The sequence below is a fragment of the Rhodococcus sp. WS1 genome, from assembly GCF_003797745.1.
GTDB lineage: Bacteria > Actinomycetota > Actinomycetes > Mycobacteriales > Mycobacteriaceae > Rhodococcus_F > Rhodococcus_F erythropolis.
This window is the reverse complement of the sequence record NZ_RKLZ01000001.1, coordinates 40,498-57,990: the sequence shown is the minus strand read 5'-3', so window position 1 is coordinate 57,990 and position 17,493 is coordinate 40,498. Positions and strand designations below refer to the sequence as shown.

At 63.3% G+C, this 17,493-nt stretch carries 15 protein-coding genes and 1 riboswitch; of the genes, 4 read left to right on the top strand and 11 right to left on the bottom strand.

Going from position 1 to position 17,493, the window contains the following annotated elements; translation table 11 throughout:
• Positions 1-60: 60 nt before the first annotated feature.
• From EEB12_RS00275 to EEB12_RS00265, 3 genes are all read left to right on the top strand, one after another.
• Positions 61-2,244, top strand: coding sequence for a malate synthase G (locus EEB12_RS00275; protein WP_019748551.1), 2,184 nt, complete (start codon positions 61-63; stop codon positions 2,242-2,244).
• A gap of 160 nt (positions 2,245-2,404) precedes the next feature.
• The gene (locus EEB12_RS00270) at positions 2,405-4,099 is read left to right on the top strand and encodes a VWA domain-containing protein (protein WP_021344352.1); all 1,695 of its coding nucleotides are present in this window, start codon (positions 2,405-2,407) and stop codon (positions 4,097-4,099) included.
• Positions 4,099-5,247, top strand: coding sequence for a metallophosphoesterase (locus tag EEB12_RS00265; RefSeq protein WP_021344353.1), 1,149 nt, complete (start codon positions 4,099-4,101; stop codon positions 5,245-5,247). The genes EEB12_RS00270 and EEB12_RS00265 overlap by 1 nt, the downstream gene beginning before the upstream one ends.
• Before the next feature lie 22 nt (positions 5,248-5,269).
• Here EEB12_RS00265 and gcvP read toward each other — a convergent pair whose 3' ends face one another.
• From gcvP to EEB12_RS00210, 11 genes are all read right to left on the bottom strand, one after another.
• The gene (gene gcvP, locus EEB12_RS00260; RefSeq protein WP_141487247.1) at positions 5,270-8,128 is read right to left on the bottom strand and encodes an aminomethyl-transferring glycine dehydrogenase; all 2,859 of its coding nucleotides are present in this window, start codon (positions 8,126-8,128) and stop codon (positions 5,270-5,272) included.
• Between the two features lie 53 nt (positions 8,129-8,181).
• A riboswitch (glycine riboswitch) is annotated at positions 8,182-8,311 on the bottom strand.
• Positions 8,312-8,531: 220 nt separating this feature from the next.
• On the bottom strand, positions 8,532-9,086 hold the full coding sequence (locus tag EEB12_RS00255) for a MerR family transcriptional regulator (RefSeq protein WP_021344354.1): 555 nt from the start codon (positions 9,084-9,086) through the stop codon (positions 8,532-8,534).
• A gap of 335 nt (positions 9,087-9,421) precedes the next feature.
• Positions 9,422-9,895, bottom strand: a complete 474-nt coding sequence (locus EEB12_RS00250; protein ID WP_003946194.1) for a bifunctional nuclease family protein — start codon at positions 9,893-9,895, stop codon at positions 9,422-9,424.
• 93 nt (positions 9,896-9,988) lie between these two features.
• Positions 9,989-10,726, bottom strand: a complete 738-nt coding sequence (locus EEB12_RS00245; protein WP_003946161.1) for a MerR family transcriptional regulator — start codon at positions 10,724-10,726, stop codon at positions 9,989-9,991.
• Entirely contained in the window at positions 10,726-11,220 is a 495-nt protein-coding gene (gene garA / locus EEB12_RS00240) for a glycogen accumulation regulator GarA (RefSeq protein ID WP_003946166.1), read from the bottom strand. Before garA ends, EEB12_RS00245 begins: the two co-directional genes overlap by 1 nt.
• Positions 11,221-11,431: 211 nt before the next feature.
• On the bottom strand, positions 11,432-11,836 hold the full coding sequence (gene gcvH / locus EEB12_RS00235) for a glycine cleavage system protein GcvH (RefSeq protein WP_020969688.1): 405 nt from the start codon (positions 11,834-11,836) through the stop codon (positions 11,432-11,434).
• 44 nt (positions 11,837-11,880) lie between these two features.
• Positions 11,881-12,660, bottom strand: coding sequence for a DUF881 domain-containing protein (locus EEB12_RS00230; RefSeq protein WP_021344355.1), 780 nt, complete (start codon positions 12,658-12,660; stop codon positions 11,881-11,883).
• 3 nt (positions 12,661-12,663) lie between these two features.
• Complete coding sequence (locus EEB12_RS00225; RefSeq protein WP_003946178.1) at positions 12,664-13,014, bottom strand: small basic family protein; 351 nt, start codon at positions 13,012-13,014, stop codon at positions 12,664-12,666.
• A 13-nt stretch (positions 13,015-13,027) separates the two neighbouring features.
• Positions 13,028-13,894 (bottom strand): DUF881 domain-containing protein, encoded by an 867-nt coding sequence (locus EEB12_RS00220; protein ID WP_019748559.1) that lies wholly within the window; start codon positions 13,892-13,894, stop codon positions 13,028-13,030.
• The gene (locus EEB12_RS00215) at positions 13,891-14,490 is read right to left on the bottom strand and encodes a CDP-alcohol phosphatidyltransferase family protein (RefSeq protein ID WP_020907837.1); all 600 of its coding nucleotides are present in this window, start codon (positions 14,488-14,490) and stop codon (positions 13,891-13,893) included. Before EEB12_RS00215 ends, EEB12_RS00220 begins: the two co-directional genes overlap by 4 nt.
• Positions 14,491-14,599: 109 nt before the next feature.
• A complete protein-coding gene (locus EEB12_RS00210; protein ID WP_019748561.1) occupies positions 14,600-15,214 on the bottom strand; it encodes an NUDIX hydrolase in 615 nt (204 codons plus the stop codon).
• Between the two features lie 139 nt (positions 15,215-15,353).
• Between EEB12_RS00210 and EEB12_RS00205 the strand changes: the two genes are divergently transcribed.
• Positions 15,354-17,489 (top strand): bifunctional lysylphosphatidylglycerol flippase/synthetase MprF, encoded by a 2,136-nt coding sequence (locus EEB12_RS00205; protein ID WP_141487246.1) that lies wholly within the window; start codon positions 15,354-15,356, stop codon positions 17,487-17,489.
• Positions 17,490-17,493: the final 4 nt, after the last annotated feature.

The window sequence follows — 17,493 nt, the reverse complement described above, 5'->3', positions numbered from 1 at the left end:
TTGATGTTGGTTCATGGCATCCATATGTGGTGCTCCGCTTTCGGAAAAGTGAGGCTATTCATGACTGAGCGCGTTCAGGTCGGCAGTCTTCAGGTTGCCAAGGTTCTCTACGACTTCGTGGTCGAGGAGGCTCTTCCCGGCACCGGTGTAGACGCCGAGACGTTCTGGGCCGGCGCCGACAAGGTCATCACCGAGCTCGCACCGAAGAACCGCGATTTGCTTGCCAAGCGTGACGATCTGCAGGCTCAGATCGATCAGTGGCATCGCGATCATGCCGGCGCTCCCATCGACGCTGCCGCATACAAGGCGTTCCTGCAGGAGATCGGCTACCTCTTGCCGACGCCTGCCGAGTTCTCGGTCACCACCGCGAACGTCGACACTGAGATCACCTCGACGGCCGGCCCGCAGTTGGTCGTGCCGATCCTCAACGCGCGCTTCGCTCTCAACGCGTCCAACGCCCGCTGGGGTTCGTTGTACGACGCGCTGTACGGCACCAACGCCATCTCGGAGGAGAACGGCGCCGAGAAGGGTTCCGGCTACAACAAGGTCCGCGGCGACAAGGTCATCGCCTGGGCGCGTGAATTCCTCGACGCGGCAGCACCTCTCGCGTCGGGGTCGCATGCAGATTCGACCAAGTACGTGATCGACGGCAGCGAACTGAAGATCACGTTGGCAGACGGTACGGTCACCACCCTCGCCCAGCCGGAGAAGTTCGTCGGCTACCTCGGCGAGAAGGACGCACCGACGAGCATCCTGCTGCTCAACAACGGATTGCACGCCGAGATCCAGATCGACGCGTCCTCCCCGATCGGCAGCACCGACGCCGCCGGTGTCAAGGACGTCGTTCTCGAATCGGCCGTCACCACGATCATGGACTTCGAGGACTCGGTCGCCGCTGTCGACGCCGACGACAAGGTTGTCGGTTACCGGAACTGGTTGGGCCTCAATCGCGGTGATCTGTCCGAGGAGATCAAGAAGGGCGCCAAGTCCTTCACTCGTACGCTCAACGGCGACCGTAAGTACACCGCCGTCGACGGCAGCGAACTCAGCCTGCACGGTCGTTCGCTCCTGTTCGTCCGCAACGTCGGTCACCTCATGACCAATCCCGCGATCCTCGATGCCGACGGCAACGAGGTCCCCGAGGGCATTCTCGACGCTTTGATCACGAGCACCTGTGCAGTGCACGGCCTCTCGATCAGTGACGCCAACGGCCCGCTCGACAACAGCCGCACCGGCTCGATCTACATCGTCAAGCCCAAGCAGCACGGCCCCGAGGAAGTTGCCTTCACCACCGAACTGTTCGGCCGCGTCGAGCAGGTCCTCGGGCTTCCCGAGAACACGCTCAAGGTCGGCATCATGGACGAGGAGCGTCGCACGACAGTCAACCTCGCTGCCTGCATCAAGGAAGCCGTCGACCGCGTCGTGTTCATCAACACCGGCTTCCTCGACCGCACCGGCGACGAGATCCACACCTCCATGGAAGCCGGCGCGATGGTGCGCAAGGCCGAGATGAAGAAGCAGAAGTGGATCGGTGCCTACGAGGACTGGAACGTCGACACCGGACTGGCCTGCGGCCTGCAGGGCAAGGCGCAGATCGGCAAGGGCATGTGGGCCATGACCGAGCTGATGGCAGACATGCTCGAGCAGAAGATCGGCCACCCCAAGGCCGGCGCCAACACCGCGTGGGTTCCTTCGCCGACCGGCGCAACGCTGCACGCGACGCACTACCACCGCGTCGACGTGTTCGCTGTTCAGGACAGCCTGAAGGGCAAGCCGCGTGCGAGCGTCGACGACATCCTGACCATCCCGCTCGCTCCCAGCACCGACTGGACGGACGCGGAGAAGAAGGAAGAGCTCGACAACAACTGCCAGTCCATCCTCGGCTACGTCGTCCGCTGGATCGACGCGGGTGTCGGCTGCTCCAAGGTTCCCGACATCCACGATGTCGCGCTCATGGAGGACCGCGCCACCCTGCGCATCTCGAGCCAGCTGCTCGCCAACTGGCTGCGTCACGGCATCGTCAGCGAGAGCGACGTTGTCAGTGCACTCGAGCGCATGGCCCCGGTTGTCGACCGTCAGAACGAGGGCGACGCCGAGTACCGCAACATGGCACCTGATTTCGATTCCAACATCGCGTTCCAGGCTGCCAAGGAACTCATCCTCGAAGGCGCGAAGCAGCCCAGCGGATACACGGAGCCGATCCTGCATCGCCGCCGCCGCGAGTACAAGGCTGCCAACGCCTGATTTCACCCTCTTCGAACTCGAAGCTGAACCCGAACAGCCTCGGCACCGCTAACCGGTGTCGAGGCTGTTCGCGTAGGCCCCGAAGATTCGTCACTAGACTGGCTGAGGACACAGTCCGTTCAGCAGACATTCTTCGAGTGACCAAGGTAGGGCAAGGTACGTGGGCGAACATCGCGGCGGGTCAGGCGCCAGAGGTATCAGCAAGGGGCCGATTCTCGTCGTCGTGCTGATCGTCTTGATCGTTGCAGGCTTCTTCGGGTGGAAGGCCCTCAGCAACCGGATCGACGATCAGGGCCAGCAGGCAGCAGGTACGTGCGTCGAAGGCAACAAGACACTCGACGTCACCGCGGATCCGTCCATCGCCCCACAGATCGAGGAACTGGCCAAGCGGTACACCCAGACCTCTCCGGTCGTGCGCGATCACTGCATCACCGTCGTGGTGCACGGTGCGCCGTCCGCGTCGGTCTCGACGGCACTCGAAGCCGGTCCGGCGGCATCCTGGGACGACGCAGCATTGGGACCGCGTCCCTCCCTGTGGATCCCGACGAGCTCGTTCGAACTCGCGCCGCTGGCGGGCAAGGCCGTGATCAACGGTGATCCTCGCTCGCTCGCGAGTTCCCCGATCGTTCTGGCAACCGGCCCCGAGACCGCGGCAGCATTGGCCGGCGCAGCATCGAGTTGGAAGTCATTGCCTTCCGATCTGACGGTCGCCCTGCCGGTCGGAAGTACCGAAACCTCGATGGCCGCACAGGCAATCGCTGCCGACGTCGCCGATGCGGGTGCCGGTCCGGTCACGACGGATCAGGCGAAGTCCGCGCAGGTCAACGCTGCGCTCAGTGCGCGGGCATTGCAGTTCCAATCCTTGCCGACTCCCCCGACGTCCACCGCCGAAGCCCTCGGAGCACTGAGCGCCGGAACACCGGATTCGGTGAAAGCCGTTCCGGCCACGGAACAGTCGATAGCGCAGAGCGCGAACGCGGCGATGACGACGTACTCCCCCGCCGGCGCAACGCCAGTCGCGGACTATCCGGCGGTCATCGTCTCGGGCAGCGGGATCGACGAAACTGCCTCGCGCGCAGCGGCGCAGTTTGCCGATTTCATGCGTGAGCCGAATCAGTCACAGTTGTTCGTCGGCGCCGGTTTCCGGGTCGAGGGTCAAGATCTTCCCGATCTCGGTGCGGTGTCTCCGGCCAAGATCTCGTCCACGTTGAAACCGGCTTCGGCCGAAACCGCAGCTGCGCTCGGTGACATCGTCGCCAATCCGGTCTCTCCGCGTAGTGCCACCATCCTGATGGACACGTCGGCGTCGATGGGTACCGACGACGGTGGCACTACCCGCTTGGCGAACGTTGCCGCGGCAGTGAACACGCAATTGGGTCGCAGCCCTGACGCTTCGGACATCGGCCTTCGCGAGTTCAGCACGGGCACCGACGGAAAACCGTCCGAGCGCATCCTGGTTCCGGGCGGTTCACTGTCCGAGCCGAATCGGCGTGCCACCATCACCGATTTCCTCAACGGGCTTCGAGCCGGCGGAAAGACCTCCAAGTACCCGGCGCTTGCCAGTTCGTACAAAGCCGCGGTTGACGGTTTCGACGCGGGACGAGTCAACTCGGTGCTGCTGATCACCTCGAGTACACCTGACGAATCCACCACGACGCGAGCCGAACTGCTCAGCGCGATCGCCGCTGCGGGCAATCCGTCGCGTCCGGTACAGGTCGACGTGATCGTCGTCGGTGCGGGCGACGACGTCTCCACACTCCAAGACGTCTCGGATCGGACCGGCGGAACCTTGGTTCGCGTCGATTCGACGTCCGACCCCGCTCTCGCGGCCGCAGTGACCAAGATGCTGTCCTGATGGGGCGCGTCGCGGTTTTTGCGGTCCTTCTCGCCCTTCTGACCTGGTTCCTGCACCGCCGACTCGTTCGCGCCACCGGCATCCCGAGGCGATGGGCTCGTCTTGCCGACACTGCGCTTGTGGTCTTGGCTGTCTCGACGCTCATCGGGGTCGGCAGCGGCGAAATCTTCCCGACGTCCTGGGCGCGACCGATCGGATTTCTCGGATGGGTCTGGCTGGCTTCGTGGCTGTACCTGATTCCCGGACTGCTCGTGATCGGGCTGTTTGCCGGGATCAGTCGACTACGTGCACGCCGCACGGATACCACGACCGAAGTCGACCCGGCCAAGCGTCGTACGTTGCAGTTGGCTACAGCAGCAGTCACTCTCGCGGCGATCGGCACCGCCGGCTACGGCGTCTACGAGGCGTCGGGCCCCAAGATTTCACGCGTCCGCGTGCCGCTTGCTCGCCTACCTGAGGGCTTCAACGGATACCGGATCGCCTTGATCACCGACCTGCACGTGGGACCGGCCCGCGGGGTCGACTTCACCCGCAAGGTGGTCGAGATCGTGAACTCGCAGAATGTCGATCTGATCGCGATCGGCGGCGATCTCGTGGACGGCACCGTCGCAAAAGTTGCTCCCGATCTTGCTCCGCTCGCCGATCTTCAGGCGCCGGACGGAATCTTCGGAGTCAGCGGAAACCACGAGTTCTACGCGGACGACGGTGGCAAATGGCTCGACGTGTGGGAAACATTGGGGATCACCACACTTCGCAACAGTCGCGCCTCGATCAAGCATGACGGCGACACCATCGACATCGTGGGCATCCACGACTACACGTCGCCGGCCCCGTACGAGCCGAACCTTACTGCCGCGCTCGCAGGTCGCGATCCGAATACTTTCGCCTTGCTTCTCGCGCACGAACCGCGTCAGGCGATCGAGGCGTCCGAGATGGGTATCGATCTGCAGCTGTCCGGGCACACTCACGGCGGTCAGATGTGGCCGCTGAGGTATCTCGTTCCGCTGCAGCAGCCTTCGGTGCAAGGCTTGGACAGGGTCGGAAACACAGTGCTGTACACGACGCGTGGCGCCGGGGCTTGGGGCCCGCCGGTACGCGTCGGCGCAACGCCGGAGATCACCGTTCTCGAACTCGTACGCGAGAGGTGATGATCTCCGGCGGGCACACGCCTTAGTTGCCTGCGAACGCTTCGATCGGCGGGCACGAGCAGACCAGGTTGCGGTCGCCATGTGCACCGTCGATACGACGCACGGACGGCCACACCTTCGGGCGAGCCTTGCCTCGCGGGAAGACGGCGATCTCACGCGAGTACGGGTGATCCCACTGCGCTGCAATGCTTCCGGCAGTGTGGGGAGCACCGCGTAGCGGGTTGTCCTCCACCGTCCACTCGCCGGCGCCGACGCGATCGATTTCGCCGCGAATAGCGATCATCGCCTCGCAGAACTCGTCGATCTCTTCGAGGTTCTCGCTCTCGGTGGGCTCGACCATCAGTGTGCCGACCACGGGGAAGCTCATGGTCGGTGCATGGAAACCGTAGTCGGCCAGACGCTTTGCCACGTCGTCGACGGTGACGCCAGTGTCCTTGGTCAACCCACGGAGGTCGAGGATGCACTCGTGCGCGACCATGCCGTTCTCGCCGGTGTAGAGAACCGGGAAGTACTCGTCGAGTCGACGCGCGATGTAGTTGGCCGACGCGATGGCGGTCAGGCTGGCGCGGCGCAGGCCCTGAGCACCCATCATCCGGATGTAGGTCCAGGTGATGGGCAGAATGGACGCACTGCCGTACGGCGCTGCCGAGATCGTTCCTCTACCACCGAGTTCGGGGGCCATCGGGTGTCCGGGCAAAAACGGCGTCAAGTGTGAGCGCACACCGATCGGGCCGACGCCGGGTCCGCCGCCGCCGTGCGGGATGCAGAAGGTCTTGTGCAGATTCAGGTGGCTGACGTCGCCGCCAAATCGGCCCGGACGGGCAAGGCCGACAAGCGCATTGAGGTTGGCGCCGTCGACGTACACCTGGCCACCGGCGTCGTGTACCGCTGCGCAGATGTCGGAGATCTCATGCTCGTAGACACCGTGTGTTGAAGGGTAGGTGATCATGATCGCGGCGAGACGCTCGGCGTGATCGGCGATCTTCGCGCGCAGATCGTCGACGTCGACGTCACCGTTGGGACGGCAGGCGACTACCTCGACGCGCATCCCGGCCATGACGGCAGACGCCGCGTTGGTGCCGTGAGCACTCGACGGGATGAGGCAGGTGTCGCGGTGGTCGTCGCCCCGGCTGAGGTGGTAGTTGCGGATCGCGAGCAGGCCCGCGTACTCCCCCTGGCTGCCGGCGTTGGGTTGCAGGCTGACGTTGTCATAGCCGGTGACCGCGACCAGCCAGTCTTCGAGATCCTTGATGATCTTCAGCAGACCGGGTGCATCCGACGTGGGCGCGAACGGATGGATCGCGTTGAACGCGGGCCAGGTGATGGATTCCATCTCGGCGGTCGCATTGAGCTTCATGGTGCACGAACCCAGCGGGATCATGCTGCGATCGAGGGCGATGTCCTTGTCGGAGAGCGCGCGCAGGTAGCGAAGCATTGCCGTTTCCGTACGGTAACGGGTGAAGGCTTCGTGCTGCAGGTAGTCGGAGGTGCGCTCCTGAGCAGCCGGAACCGAATTGCCCTCGGCTTCGATGGCGACAACAGCATCCTCGATCCCGAACGCGTCGAGCACGGCAAGGACGTGGTCGGCGGTGGTGGCCTCGTCGCAGGAGATACCGACATGATCGGCATCGACCAGACGCAGGTTGATCCCGGATTCCTTGGCCGCAGCGACAACGCTGGCCGCCTTACCCGGAACCTGAGCCAGCACAGTGTCGAAGAACGAATCGTGGACTACGGCCACGCCGCCCTCGCGCAGGCCGTTTGCCAACGCGTGTGCGCGGGCAGCGACGCGCAACGCAATCGCCTTGAGCCCCTCGGCGCCGTGGTAACTCGCGTACATCGCAGCGAGGATCGCGAGGAGCACCTGCGCGGTACAGATGTTGGACGTCGCCTTCTCACGGCGAATGTGCTGCTCACGTGTCTGCAGCGCGAGGCGGTATGCCTTGTCTCCGTCGGCGTCGATGGAGACGCCGACCAAACGGCCGGGCAGCTGACGCGCGTGCTTGGAGTGCACGGCCAGGTAACCGGCGTGCGGTCCGCCGTACCCCATGGGAACACCGAAGCGCTGGGTGGTGCCGAAGCACGCGTCCGCACCGAGTTCACCCGGCGAGGTGATGAGCGTCATCGCAAGAAGGTCGGCGCCGACGGCAACTAGCGCGCCGCGCTCGTGAGCTTCCGCGATGATCGAGGTGTAGTCCACGACGCGTCCCGAAGCGCCCGGGATCTGGGCGATGACACCGAAGAAATCACCCTCGGGCAGTCCGGCAGTGAGATCTGCGGAGACGATCTCGATGCCGAGCGGCTCGGCGCGTGTCTCGATGACGGCGAGGGTCTGCGGATACAGGTCCGCGTCGACGACAAAGCGTGGGGACTTGCTGCGGTTCGCGCGGCGCAGGAGCGTCATGGCTTCGGCAGCGGCGGTGGCCTCGTCGAGCATCGACGAGTTGGCCAGTTCCATGCCGGAGAGATCGGCGACCATGGTCTGGAAGTTGAGGAGGGCTTCGAGGCGGCCCTGGCTGATCTCCGGCTGATACGGGGTGTACGCGGTGTACCAGGCCGGGTTCTCGATGATGTTGCGCAACAACACCGGCGGCGTCAACGTGTCGAAGTAGCCGACGCCGATCATCGACGTCGCGACAGTGTTCTGGGCTGCGAGTGCAGTCAGTTCGGCAAGTGCCTCGTGCTCTGCGACCGGAAGCGGCAGAGCGTCGAGTCCGGCCGCGATGCCGTTCGGGGCAGCGTCGAGGATGACGGAGGGAACGGCCTTGGTTGCCAGTTCGTCGAGTGAATCGACACCGACGAGTTCGAGGATGCGCGCGAGTTCCGCGGCGTTCGGACCGACATGGCGGTCGGCAAATATACGGCTTGCAGCGTCGATCACGACAACTCCCAGACAGATCGGAGGATCAGGACACACACCGAACTGCGGTGCGTTCCTCCCCCTCTGTCGCATGCTCGATTCCCGAGCGCCTGAGAGATTCGGTAGTGATCCGCCGATAGACGGAAGCCACAGCCTTTCCCCGTCGGCGGGTGGGTTGTCCCACCGCTTTCCAGAGGCGTCGGAGCCCGTACGGTCCTTGGTGCCTGAGAGATTGACGGGGAGGTATTGCTCCTTCGGCGCCCTGATCCCGCTCACGACTGACCTTTGAGACAAAGACTGAAACAAAGACAAGTTCGGTGAATCGGTATCCGAGGCTCTCCCGTACGCCGGCGACGCAGGCCCAGTCTAGTTGACCGAAACGCCTACCTGCACCGTGGCATCCTCCAAAGAGATGTGACGTGCGTTATCCGGTTTTGCGGCTGGCGCGATTCTTGCGTCGCGAAGCCAACTCGTCTTCCGGGTTGGGATCGCTTTCGCCGCCGTCAGCCCGCTCGGCTGGGAAGTCGGCGATCGTTCCGGTGAGTTCACGCATCGCTCCACTGACTGCGATGCCGAATACACCCTGCCCACCCTGGAGGAGGTCGACGACCTCTTCGGGAGACGTGCATTCGTACACGGTGGTGCCGTCGGAGAACAGGGTGATGTTGGCAAGATCGCGGACGCCACGCTTACGGAGGTGATCGACGGCAACGCGGATGTTCTGCAGTGAGATGCCGGTGTCGAGCAGACGCTTCACGATCTTCAGAACGAGGATGTCCTTGAAGGAGTACAGACGTTGGCTACCGGATCCGGCAGCGCCACGGATTGACGGAACAACCAACGACGTCCGTGCCCAGTAGTCGAGTTGGCGGTACGTGATCCCGGCGATCTGGCACGCACTGGGTACTCGATATCCGACGAGGTCGTCGGGGATGGAATCGTCCGGGAACAGGCCTGGCTGCAGCTCTTCGGAAGACATTTCTGCAGTCGGCTCGGCACTATCGGCTATGCCCGTTCCGCGCTCATTCGACTGTTCTTCCACTGCCGTCTCCCTCTCGCTTCGCCATCATGTAACCAACCTGTGCTATCAGCAGTCACGAGAATCCCGTGCCGACCGAACTTTCAGATGTGAATCCAAGGCAGGTAATTCCATGAGTGGACTTACCCAGAGTACGCCTCGATCGACAAGGCGAGAAGATCTCCACCGCACGCAACGGTAAGACCACGAGGGTGCTCGGTCAACGCAACACGCCGACCGAGACTCAACCTCTACTTGAGAGTTGAAGACTAAAGCCTGATTACGGACAAACAGGACTAACCGTCAGTGGCTTTGAAGTCGTCCGGCGAGATGGTGTCAAGGAATTCCTTGAACTTCTCGACCTCGTCTTCGCGCTCGTCAGGAATGACCAGACCGGCCTCGGCGAGAACAGCCTCCGACGCGAAGATCGGAACGCCGATGCGCAGGGCCAATGCAATCGAGTCCGACGGACGTGCCGAGACGGTGGTCTGCTCGTCGAAGACGAGATCCGCGTAGAAAGTGCCCTCTTGCAGGTCCACGATCCGCACTTCCTTGAGGCTCCGACCGAATGATTCGATCAAGATCTTGATCAGGTCGTGAGTCAGCGGCCGCGCCGGCTCGACTCCCTGTTGTTCGAGAACAATCGCGGTAGCTTCGGTTTGCCCGATCCAGATCGGCAGGTACCGATCGCCGTCGGACTCTCGCAGCAACAGGACCGGCTGATTCTGAGGCTGCTCGACACGAACTCCGATCACACGCATTTCGCCCATCGAGCTTGCCTCCAACCTGACGTGATCCAGCCGACCGACTCCGATGCGGTCGTACTGAAATTCTATTCGAGTGTGCCCCGCTGATCGAGGAACTCAGCGATCGAGACTTCCCCGAACCGCCGACTTGACCAGACATGTGTGCAAAGTCAGCGACAGCGCAGCCAGTTCCCGGACCATTTCCTCGGCACGATCACGTGCTCCGGCGTCACGACCCTTGGCAACCGGTCCGGCGATCTGGGTCACGAGTCCCGCTTCACGATCAGCAGCCAACTTGAACGCCCGCAGATGACGAACCTCCAAGCCGTACTCGGACATCGCCTTCGCGGTGCGCGCCAGCGTCACGGCGTCCTCGTCGAAGAAGCCCGCTGCGCCGGGAACGACCAAACCGGTACGGATCAGATCGGTCAGAAACCGATCGTCGATGTCGGCGCGAGCGAGAAGGTCCTGACGACCGACTCGAACTTCGCGATCGACCCGGAAAGCCTCGGGTGAGACATCGCCCGTAGCGATCGACAGGACGCGAGCACGACGAGGCGCAGGAACTTCTGCACTCACCGTCGCTGCGCCGCTGTCGATCGCTTCGAGTTGTTCTTTGATCACTTTGAGCGGCAGGTACTGATCACGTTGAGCGGTCAGCACGAAGCGAAGACGCTCGCAGTCCTCGACAGAGAATCTGCGGTATCCCGACGGTGTCCGTTGTGGGCTGATCAAACCCTCGGACTCGAGGAAACGGATCTTCGAAATCGTCACGTCGGGAAAATCTGGACGCAACCGATCCAGCACGGAACCAATCGACATTCCGGGCTGGCTCTGCTGCCGCACTGCCGTCATTAGCTACCCGCACCTGCTGACGACTCGCCGACCTGCGAACCGCCGGCACGAGGGCCGGTGAGGAACACCAGACGGAACTTGCCGATCTGAACCTCGTCACCGTTCGCGAGAACTGCCGAATCGACAGGCTCACGGTTGACGTAGGTGCCGTTGAGGCTTCCGACGTCGACGACGTGGAAATCCGCATCTTCCTGACGGAACTCGGCGTGACGACGGCTGACGGTCACGTCGTCGAGGAAGATGTCGCTGTCCGGGTGCCGACCTGCCGACGTCGTCGGCTGATCGAGCAAAAAGCGGGATCCTGCATTCGGTCCCCGCTTGACCACCAGAAGGGCGGCTCCGGCGGGAAGGCCTTCCACGCCCGAAACCGGCTGCTCGGCGGCCGGTGCTGCAGAGGAGGTGTTGTCGAGCTCATTGAGGAAGTCCGCACGGAAAACCGAAGTGGTCTCCGCCGGCGACTCCCCATAGCCCGCGTCGTTACCGTTCTCGCTCACTGTTTCTCCTCCTGGGTCAATCATCCAGATCATGAATCACTGGACTACGCAGTGCACTTTCTTCACGAGCATCTTTCACAGTCACGTTCGATACGGCCCTGCGCCCCGACTCGGCACATGCGTACCTAACGACCGTACCCTGCGCAGACCGCCGCGTGCAGCGAGACAGGCCGCGACACAACACGAGTTGGCCGGTCCACGCGCAGGTTTTCTACTCGGACGTGAGTCCCTTGTATGCCTCCGCGTCCAGCGTTGCCGCGAGTGCGGCGTCGAGTGTGGCCTCGTCGACGACCTCGAGCTCGACCAACCAACCCGTGTTGTACGGATCGGTGTTGACGAGGTCAGGCTGTCCGTCCAATTCACCGTTGGCTGCAAGAACTTTCGCAGTGAACGGAGCAAAGATGTCGGAGACGCTCTTGGTCGACTCGACCTCACCGAGCGATTCACCGGCGGTCACGTCTTCGTCGACAGCAGGAAGCTGGACGAACACGACGTCACCGAGCTGCGACTGAGCAAAGTCGGTGATACCGACTCGAACTGAGGTCGGGCCGGTCCGCTTCACCCACTCGTGCTCCGCGGTGTAGCGCAGATCGGTAGGTGTATCGAGCTCACTCACAGTGGCTTCCTTTCACAGGCCGTCCGAAAGTCGGACGCAAAAGATCAATTTCCGGGTTGAGCGTATTGGCGCGGATTCAATTGTCGCAAGACGGAGATCGTGACCTGCTGCGATTGGTCGACTGAGGAAGTTCCGCCGTTGCGTGCGACGTTGTCGAAAACGCCTCCGGGAATGTTCAACGCTGCTGCCAACGTCGGTGGATCCCCGATCGCGGTCACAGTGTACGGCTGCTCGATCCGGGTTCCGTCCAATTCGATCTCGCCGCCGCGCCCACTCACCCACGAGTTCACGCCGATACGAATGGGTTCGCCGTTCGCACCTGCGATCGAGATGGCTTCGGCACCGGCAGCACGTAGTTCCTGGATGAGATCGAGAATCACTTCGGAGCCGACGCCCCCTGCTGGATCCGTCAGGGTCATCGTCACACCCGGTCCGGTAGCAGGAGCGGTCCCCACCTGAATGGAGAGCGAGGTCAGCCGCGCCCGCGCCTCGTCGAGCGCTGCTCCGGTGTTGCCGCCGGCTTCCAAAGTGGCAAGCGATTCCTGAAGATTCGCGACTTCCTGCCTCAGCGCGGCTTCACGCCGATTCAAGTTGTCGAGAACCACCAGGAGGTCGGCAGGGCGCGCGGCGTCGAGTGAATCTCCGGCCACGGTGCTGCGTACCTGTGTGGCAATCGCGACGCCGAGCACACCCAGGAGCACGGCGGCGAGGATCGCGAACACGACGTTCGTGCGATGTTTCGACGGCGAACGCAACTCGTGACGACCTTCACCCGTAGTCGTCACTGGCGGTTCTTCGGGGTCAGTCGTGGCGTGGTCGGACATGGCTCACGCTCCGAACAGTCGTCGTCGCAATGCCGCTGCGTTGCCGAAGATCCGGATACCCAGCACGACGACGATTGCCGTCGAGAGTTGAGTACCCACACCCAACTGATCGCCGAGCCAGACGATCAACGACGCGACGAGCACGTTGAAGACGAAGGAGACCACGAACACCTTTGCGTCGAATATCTCGTCCAGATACGCGCGTAGTCCGCCGAAGACGGCGTCGAGTGCCGCAACGACAGCGATCGGAAGATAGGGCTGGATGACGTCGGGGACCTGCGGGCTGAAAACGACGCCCAAGACGATGCCGACGACCAGTGCTGCGAGTCCGTACAGGGCGGAACCGGCCTTCATCGAACTCCTTCTGTCACTTGGGTTCTGTGGGTTCTGTTGCCACCCGGACCGCACGAGGCGTCGCGGGTGGCAGTGTCAACGAGTCGTCCTCGGCCACTGCGAAACCGACTCCGTACAGTTGCGAGACGCTCGACATTCTCACGTAGGCGTCGCTGACGACGAACTCTCGCTGCAGCGCGCGCGTGTCGCCGATCGCCTCGACGCGGTACGGCGAGAAGACAGGTTGGTTGTCGACGAGCATCGCGCCGCCGGCCTGACGGATGGTCACCGTCGGCCCGATTCGCACGCCGCCGACGGCGATTGCCTCCGCTCCGCCAGCCCACAGGGCGTTGACGACGGTCTGCAGATCGCGATCGAGGACAACTGTCTTACCGCCGACGCTGCGCTGGGACGCATCCGAGAGGTTCGGGCGCCCGGCCGGGTCCGTCAACGTCACCACCAGCCCCTCCCCGTGAACAGCTTCGGCTCCTGCGCCGGATTCGACCGCTCGCAATTGATCGAGGACCGCGCTGCCTCTGGCATCGCCTTCGAGCGCCAAGCCACGGGCGGCGTCGACGTCGCCGCCGAGTGAATCGCGGGACGCGGCCAGCGAATCGATTCGATCCTCCGCGTCACGGACCTTGGCGACCAACTCGCTTCGAACCTCCTCGGTGCCGGTCACCTGCTTGGTGGCCTGAACTGCAGAGACCGTGACGATGAACCCGATCAACAGTGCACCGAGGGCCAGCCACGGCCCCGTCTTCGAGGATCTGTTCGTCGTGTGCTCGTGTTGGCGTTCGAATGCCGTCGCTTCGTAGCCCGGATCGAGATGTTCGGTCATGAGCGACCGAAGCAGCGACGGTACCGGGTTACGACGGACGTCCTCCCCGGTCGACTTCATCGGCGCACGACCTCGTGCGTTCGCGCAACGTCAACGGCTTTGAGCACGTAGATCGCAGCAGTCCACACGTACAGGACGGTTCCCCAGATCAGGAAAGCGAAACCGAAGGCATGGGTGAACGGTCCGATGGCCCAGTCTCCGTGTCCGGCAAGAATCAAGGGCAGAGCGAACATGAGCAGGAAGGTCGCGGCCTTGCCGAGGTAGATGACCTCGGGCGGTGGCAGTCCACGCCGGCGGTAGATCGGCAGCGTCAACGCGAGTAGAAGATCACGGCCGATCAAAATCGCCGCGACCCACCAGGGAATGAAATCGCGGGCAACGAAGGTGACCAGTGTCGTCACGACGTACAGGCGATCGACCAACGGGTCGAGAAGCGCTCCCAGACGCGAGGTCTGCCCGAGCACCCTGGCCAACTTGCCGTCGAGCCAGTCGGTGAACCCGCTGAGCATCAGCAGCGCCAATGCCCAGCCGTCCGAGTGCGTGACGAGCAGCAGGTAGGCGAACAGCGGCAGAGCGAGTAGACGCACGATACTGAGCACGTTGGGAACAGTGAGAATCCGATCCGTGGGGACCAGTTCTTGTTCGCCAGAGTTCACTGCACACACCTCGCGTCTTTCGATTGCCGTGCGGCCAGCTTTCCACAGCACGACGGACTATTCGCCGAGGCGCCGTAGCCCGAACTGTCCCGAGCGTGTCGAGCCGACCTTATCGCCAGGCGAACACCGGCTGCTCGAGGTTGTCGATGCGCGTGTTCCGTCCGTTCAGCACTTCGCGGAACTGATAGATGACGGCTCCGGTCGGCGCATGGATCAGGCTCGTTCGGAAAGGCCATTGGATCACCGGGTTCGGTGATTCCTCGATGGTGACGAATCGCGAGTCCACGTCGAGCTCCTCCGACGTCACGGCATACACCTGGGCCACCTCGTCGGGATTGGGTACCAGTCCCCCGATGTCCTCACCGGACCAGACGACGAACGGTCGGATCACAAATCCCGAACGGGTGACGTAGTCGTCGAGCCGGCCGATGATGTTCGACTCAGGGACGTCGACGCCCAACTCTTCGGACAGCTCCCGAACCGCTGCTTGTTCGGAAGACTCACCCGGGTCGACGCTTCCGCCTGGCAACGCGAACTGACCGGGGTGAGCGCGCATCTTGCTCGGCCGCTTCGTCACCGGGAACACGGGTGTTCCGTCCGCACTCCGCATGACGACGATGACCACCGACGCCGAGCGCCTTCCGTCCAATTCGACCGACCGAGGTTCGAAAGCGGCAAGTGAGGCGACCAGGTGGTCCCGATTCAGTAAATCTCCGTTCACCATGGCTCGACAGTAGCGCCACGAGACTGAGACCCCCAGTCAGTCTGGTCCATTTTGACCGCTTCGCCTGATTATCGGTCTGTATTCCTGTCATGCTGAACAGGCAGAATCCACCGTGCGGTATGGCGAGAAGAGAACCTCGATGGCTGAGCAGTCCCAGACCCCCACCCCGCAGACCGACCAGAGCGCGCCGGGCGCGCCGAACCGGGCCTCTCGCTTTGCCTCCGACGCGCTGAGCGTCCTGCGGCGCGTGCCGTTCACCTCGATCGTCGTGCTCACCATCACCATCGTCGGGATCGCGACCGGCGCCTTGTGGAATCACGTCCGTACCTACTCGTGGTTCGACGACATCGCCTACGGAGTCCCTGCCTTGCAGGAAGGTAAGTGGTGGACCCTCGTCACGGGTTGGTTCTTCGGCTTGACGCCGGGTCAGTATGTTTCGATCATCGTCGTTTTTGCCTTCGCGGTCGGCTGGTGCGAGTGGCGCCTGGGAACCAAGAACGCGGCCATCGTCACGATCAGCGGTCAGTTGGCGGGCGAACTGGGTGCATCGCTCCTCCTCTGGGCGGGCAGCCACACCGATTGGGATTGGGCTCGCAACCTCGCCACCCACCGCGACGTCGGTGTCACCACCGCCATCATCGCCGCACTCGCCGCGACCACCGCAACTCTGCGCTCGCCTTGGCGAATGCGAGTGCGCGCCATCCTGTGCGCGTACATCGCGATCGCCTTTCTCTTCGAAGGTCGCCTCGCCGACGTACAGCACCTCATCGCGGTCGCGATCTTCCTCCCGGTCGGCGAAAAGTTCTTCGGCGACGGAGAGCGCGGCTTCATCCCCCGAACCCGACGCGAGATCCGTCTGCTCGGATTCATCGGCCTGCTCCTGATCGGAGTGGTCGAGATCGCCGTGTGGTTGTTCCCCGGCAGTGGACCCTTCGGGCCGACGGAAGCCGAAACCGGTTCGGGCTGGACCGCATTGGTCGACGTGATCATCGTTGCACTGATCGCGGATCAGTTGCGACGAGGTCGCCGCTGGGCCTGGTGGGTTGCCGTGGTGTTCGGCTCTCTGACGGTCTTGGCCACCGCCCTCGTCCTCGGTTCGGTCATCTTCTTCGACTACGAAAGCGCCGGAGCCGTCACGGTCGGTACCGCGCTGCTCTGGCTTCTCGAACTCATCTTGCTGATCAAGGGCCGTCACGCTTTCCACGTGCCGATGCGGCGCAAGATTCGAGGCGGACCGCTGTCCGGGAACGATCCTCGCGCCGCCGCTCGGGAACTGCTCAAACAGCACGGCGGCGGAACCATGTCGTGGATGACGACGTGGGACGGCAACAGTTACTACTTCGGCGAGTCGGGTGAGAGCGTCGTTGCATTCCAACGGCATGTCGGTGTCGTCGTGGTGCTGGCCGATCCGATAGCGAGCCCCGAGCGACTTGCCGCGGCGGTCGACGAGTTCACGACGATGTCCGAAGCCAACGGCCTCACTCCCTGCTTGTTCTCCGTAGGAAAGGAAACAGCCGATGCCGCCACCCGGCGGGGGTGGCGCACCGTTCAGGTCGCCGAGGACACGATCGTCGACCTGCCGGAATTGCAGTTCACCGGAAAGTCCTGGCAGGACATCCGTTCGGCACTCAACAAGGCCAAGAAGGACGACATCACCTTCCGGATGACAACACTGGCAGACGAACCGTTCTCCGTATTGGCTCAGGTGCGCGCTATATCCGAGGAATGGGTGGGCGACAAGGGACTACCCGAGATGGGGTTCACCCTCGGCAGCGTCGAAGAGGCGCTCGATCGCGACGTCCGGGTCGGTTTGGCCGTCGACCCGACGGGAAGTATTCACGGCGTCACCTCGTGGTTGCCGGTGTACGGCGAAGGCGGCGTTGTCCGGGGTTGGACGCTCGACGTCATGCGTCGACGCCCGGACGGCTTCCGGCCGGTGGTCGAGTTCCTCATCGCATCGTCGGCCCTCGAATTCAAAGAACAAGGTGCCCAATTCGTCTCACTGTCCGGCGCGCCACTGGCCCGCAGCGACGACGGCGCCGACGCCGCATCGATGGACCGCCTGCTCGACATGCTCGGAGCCGCGATGGAACCGCTCTACGGCTTCCGGTCTCTTCACGCGTTCAAGAAGAAGTTCAAGCCGAGATACGAACCCGTTTTCCTGTGTTTCCGCGACGAGGCCGACCTGCCTCGAATCGGAATCGCGCTCACGCGTGCTTACCTTCCGGACGCGACGGCTCCTCAGCTGATCAAGCTCGCCACCAGCAAGAGCTGACGCC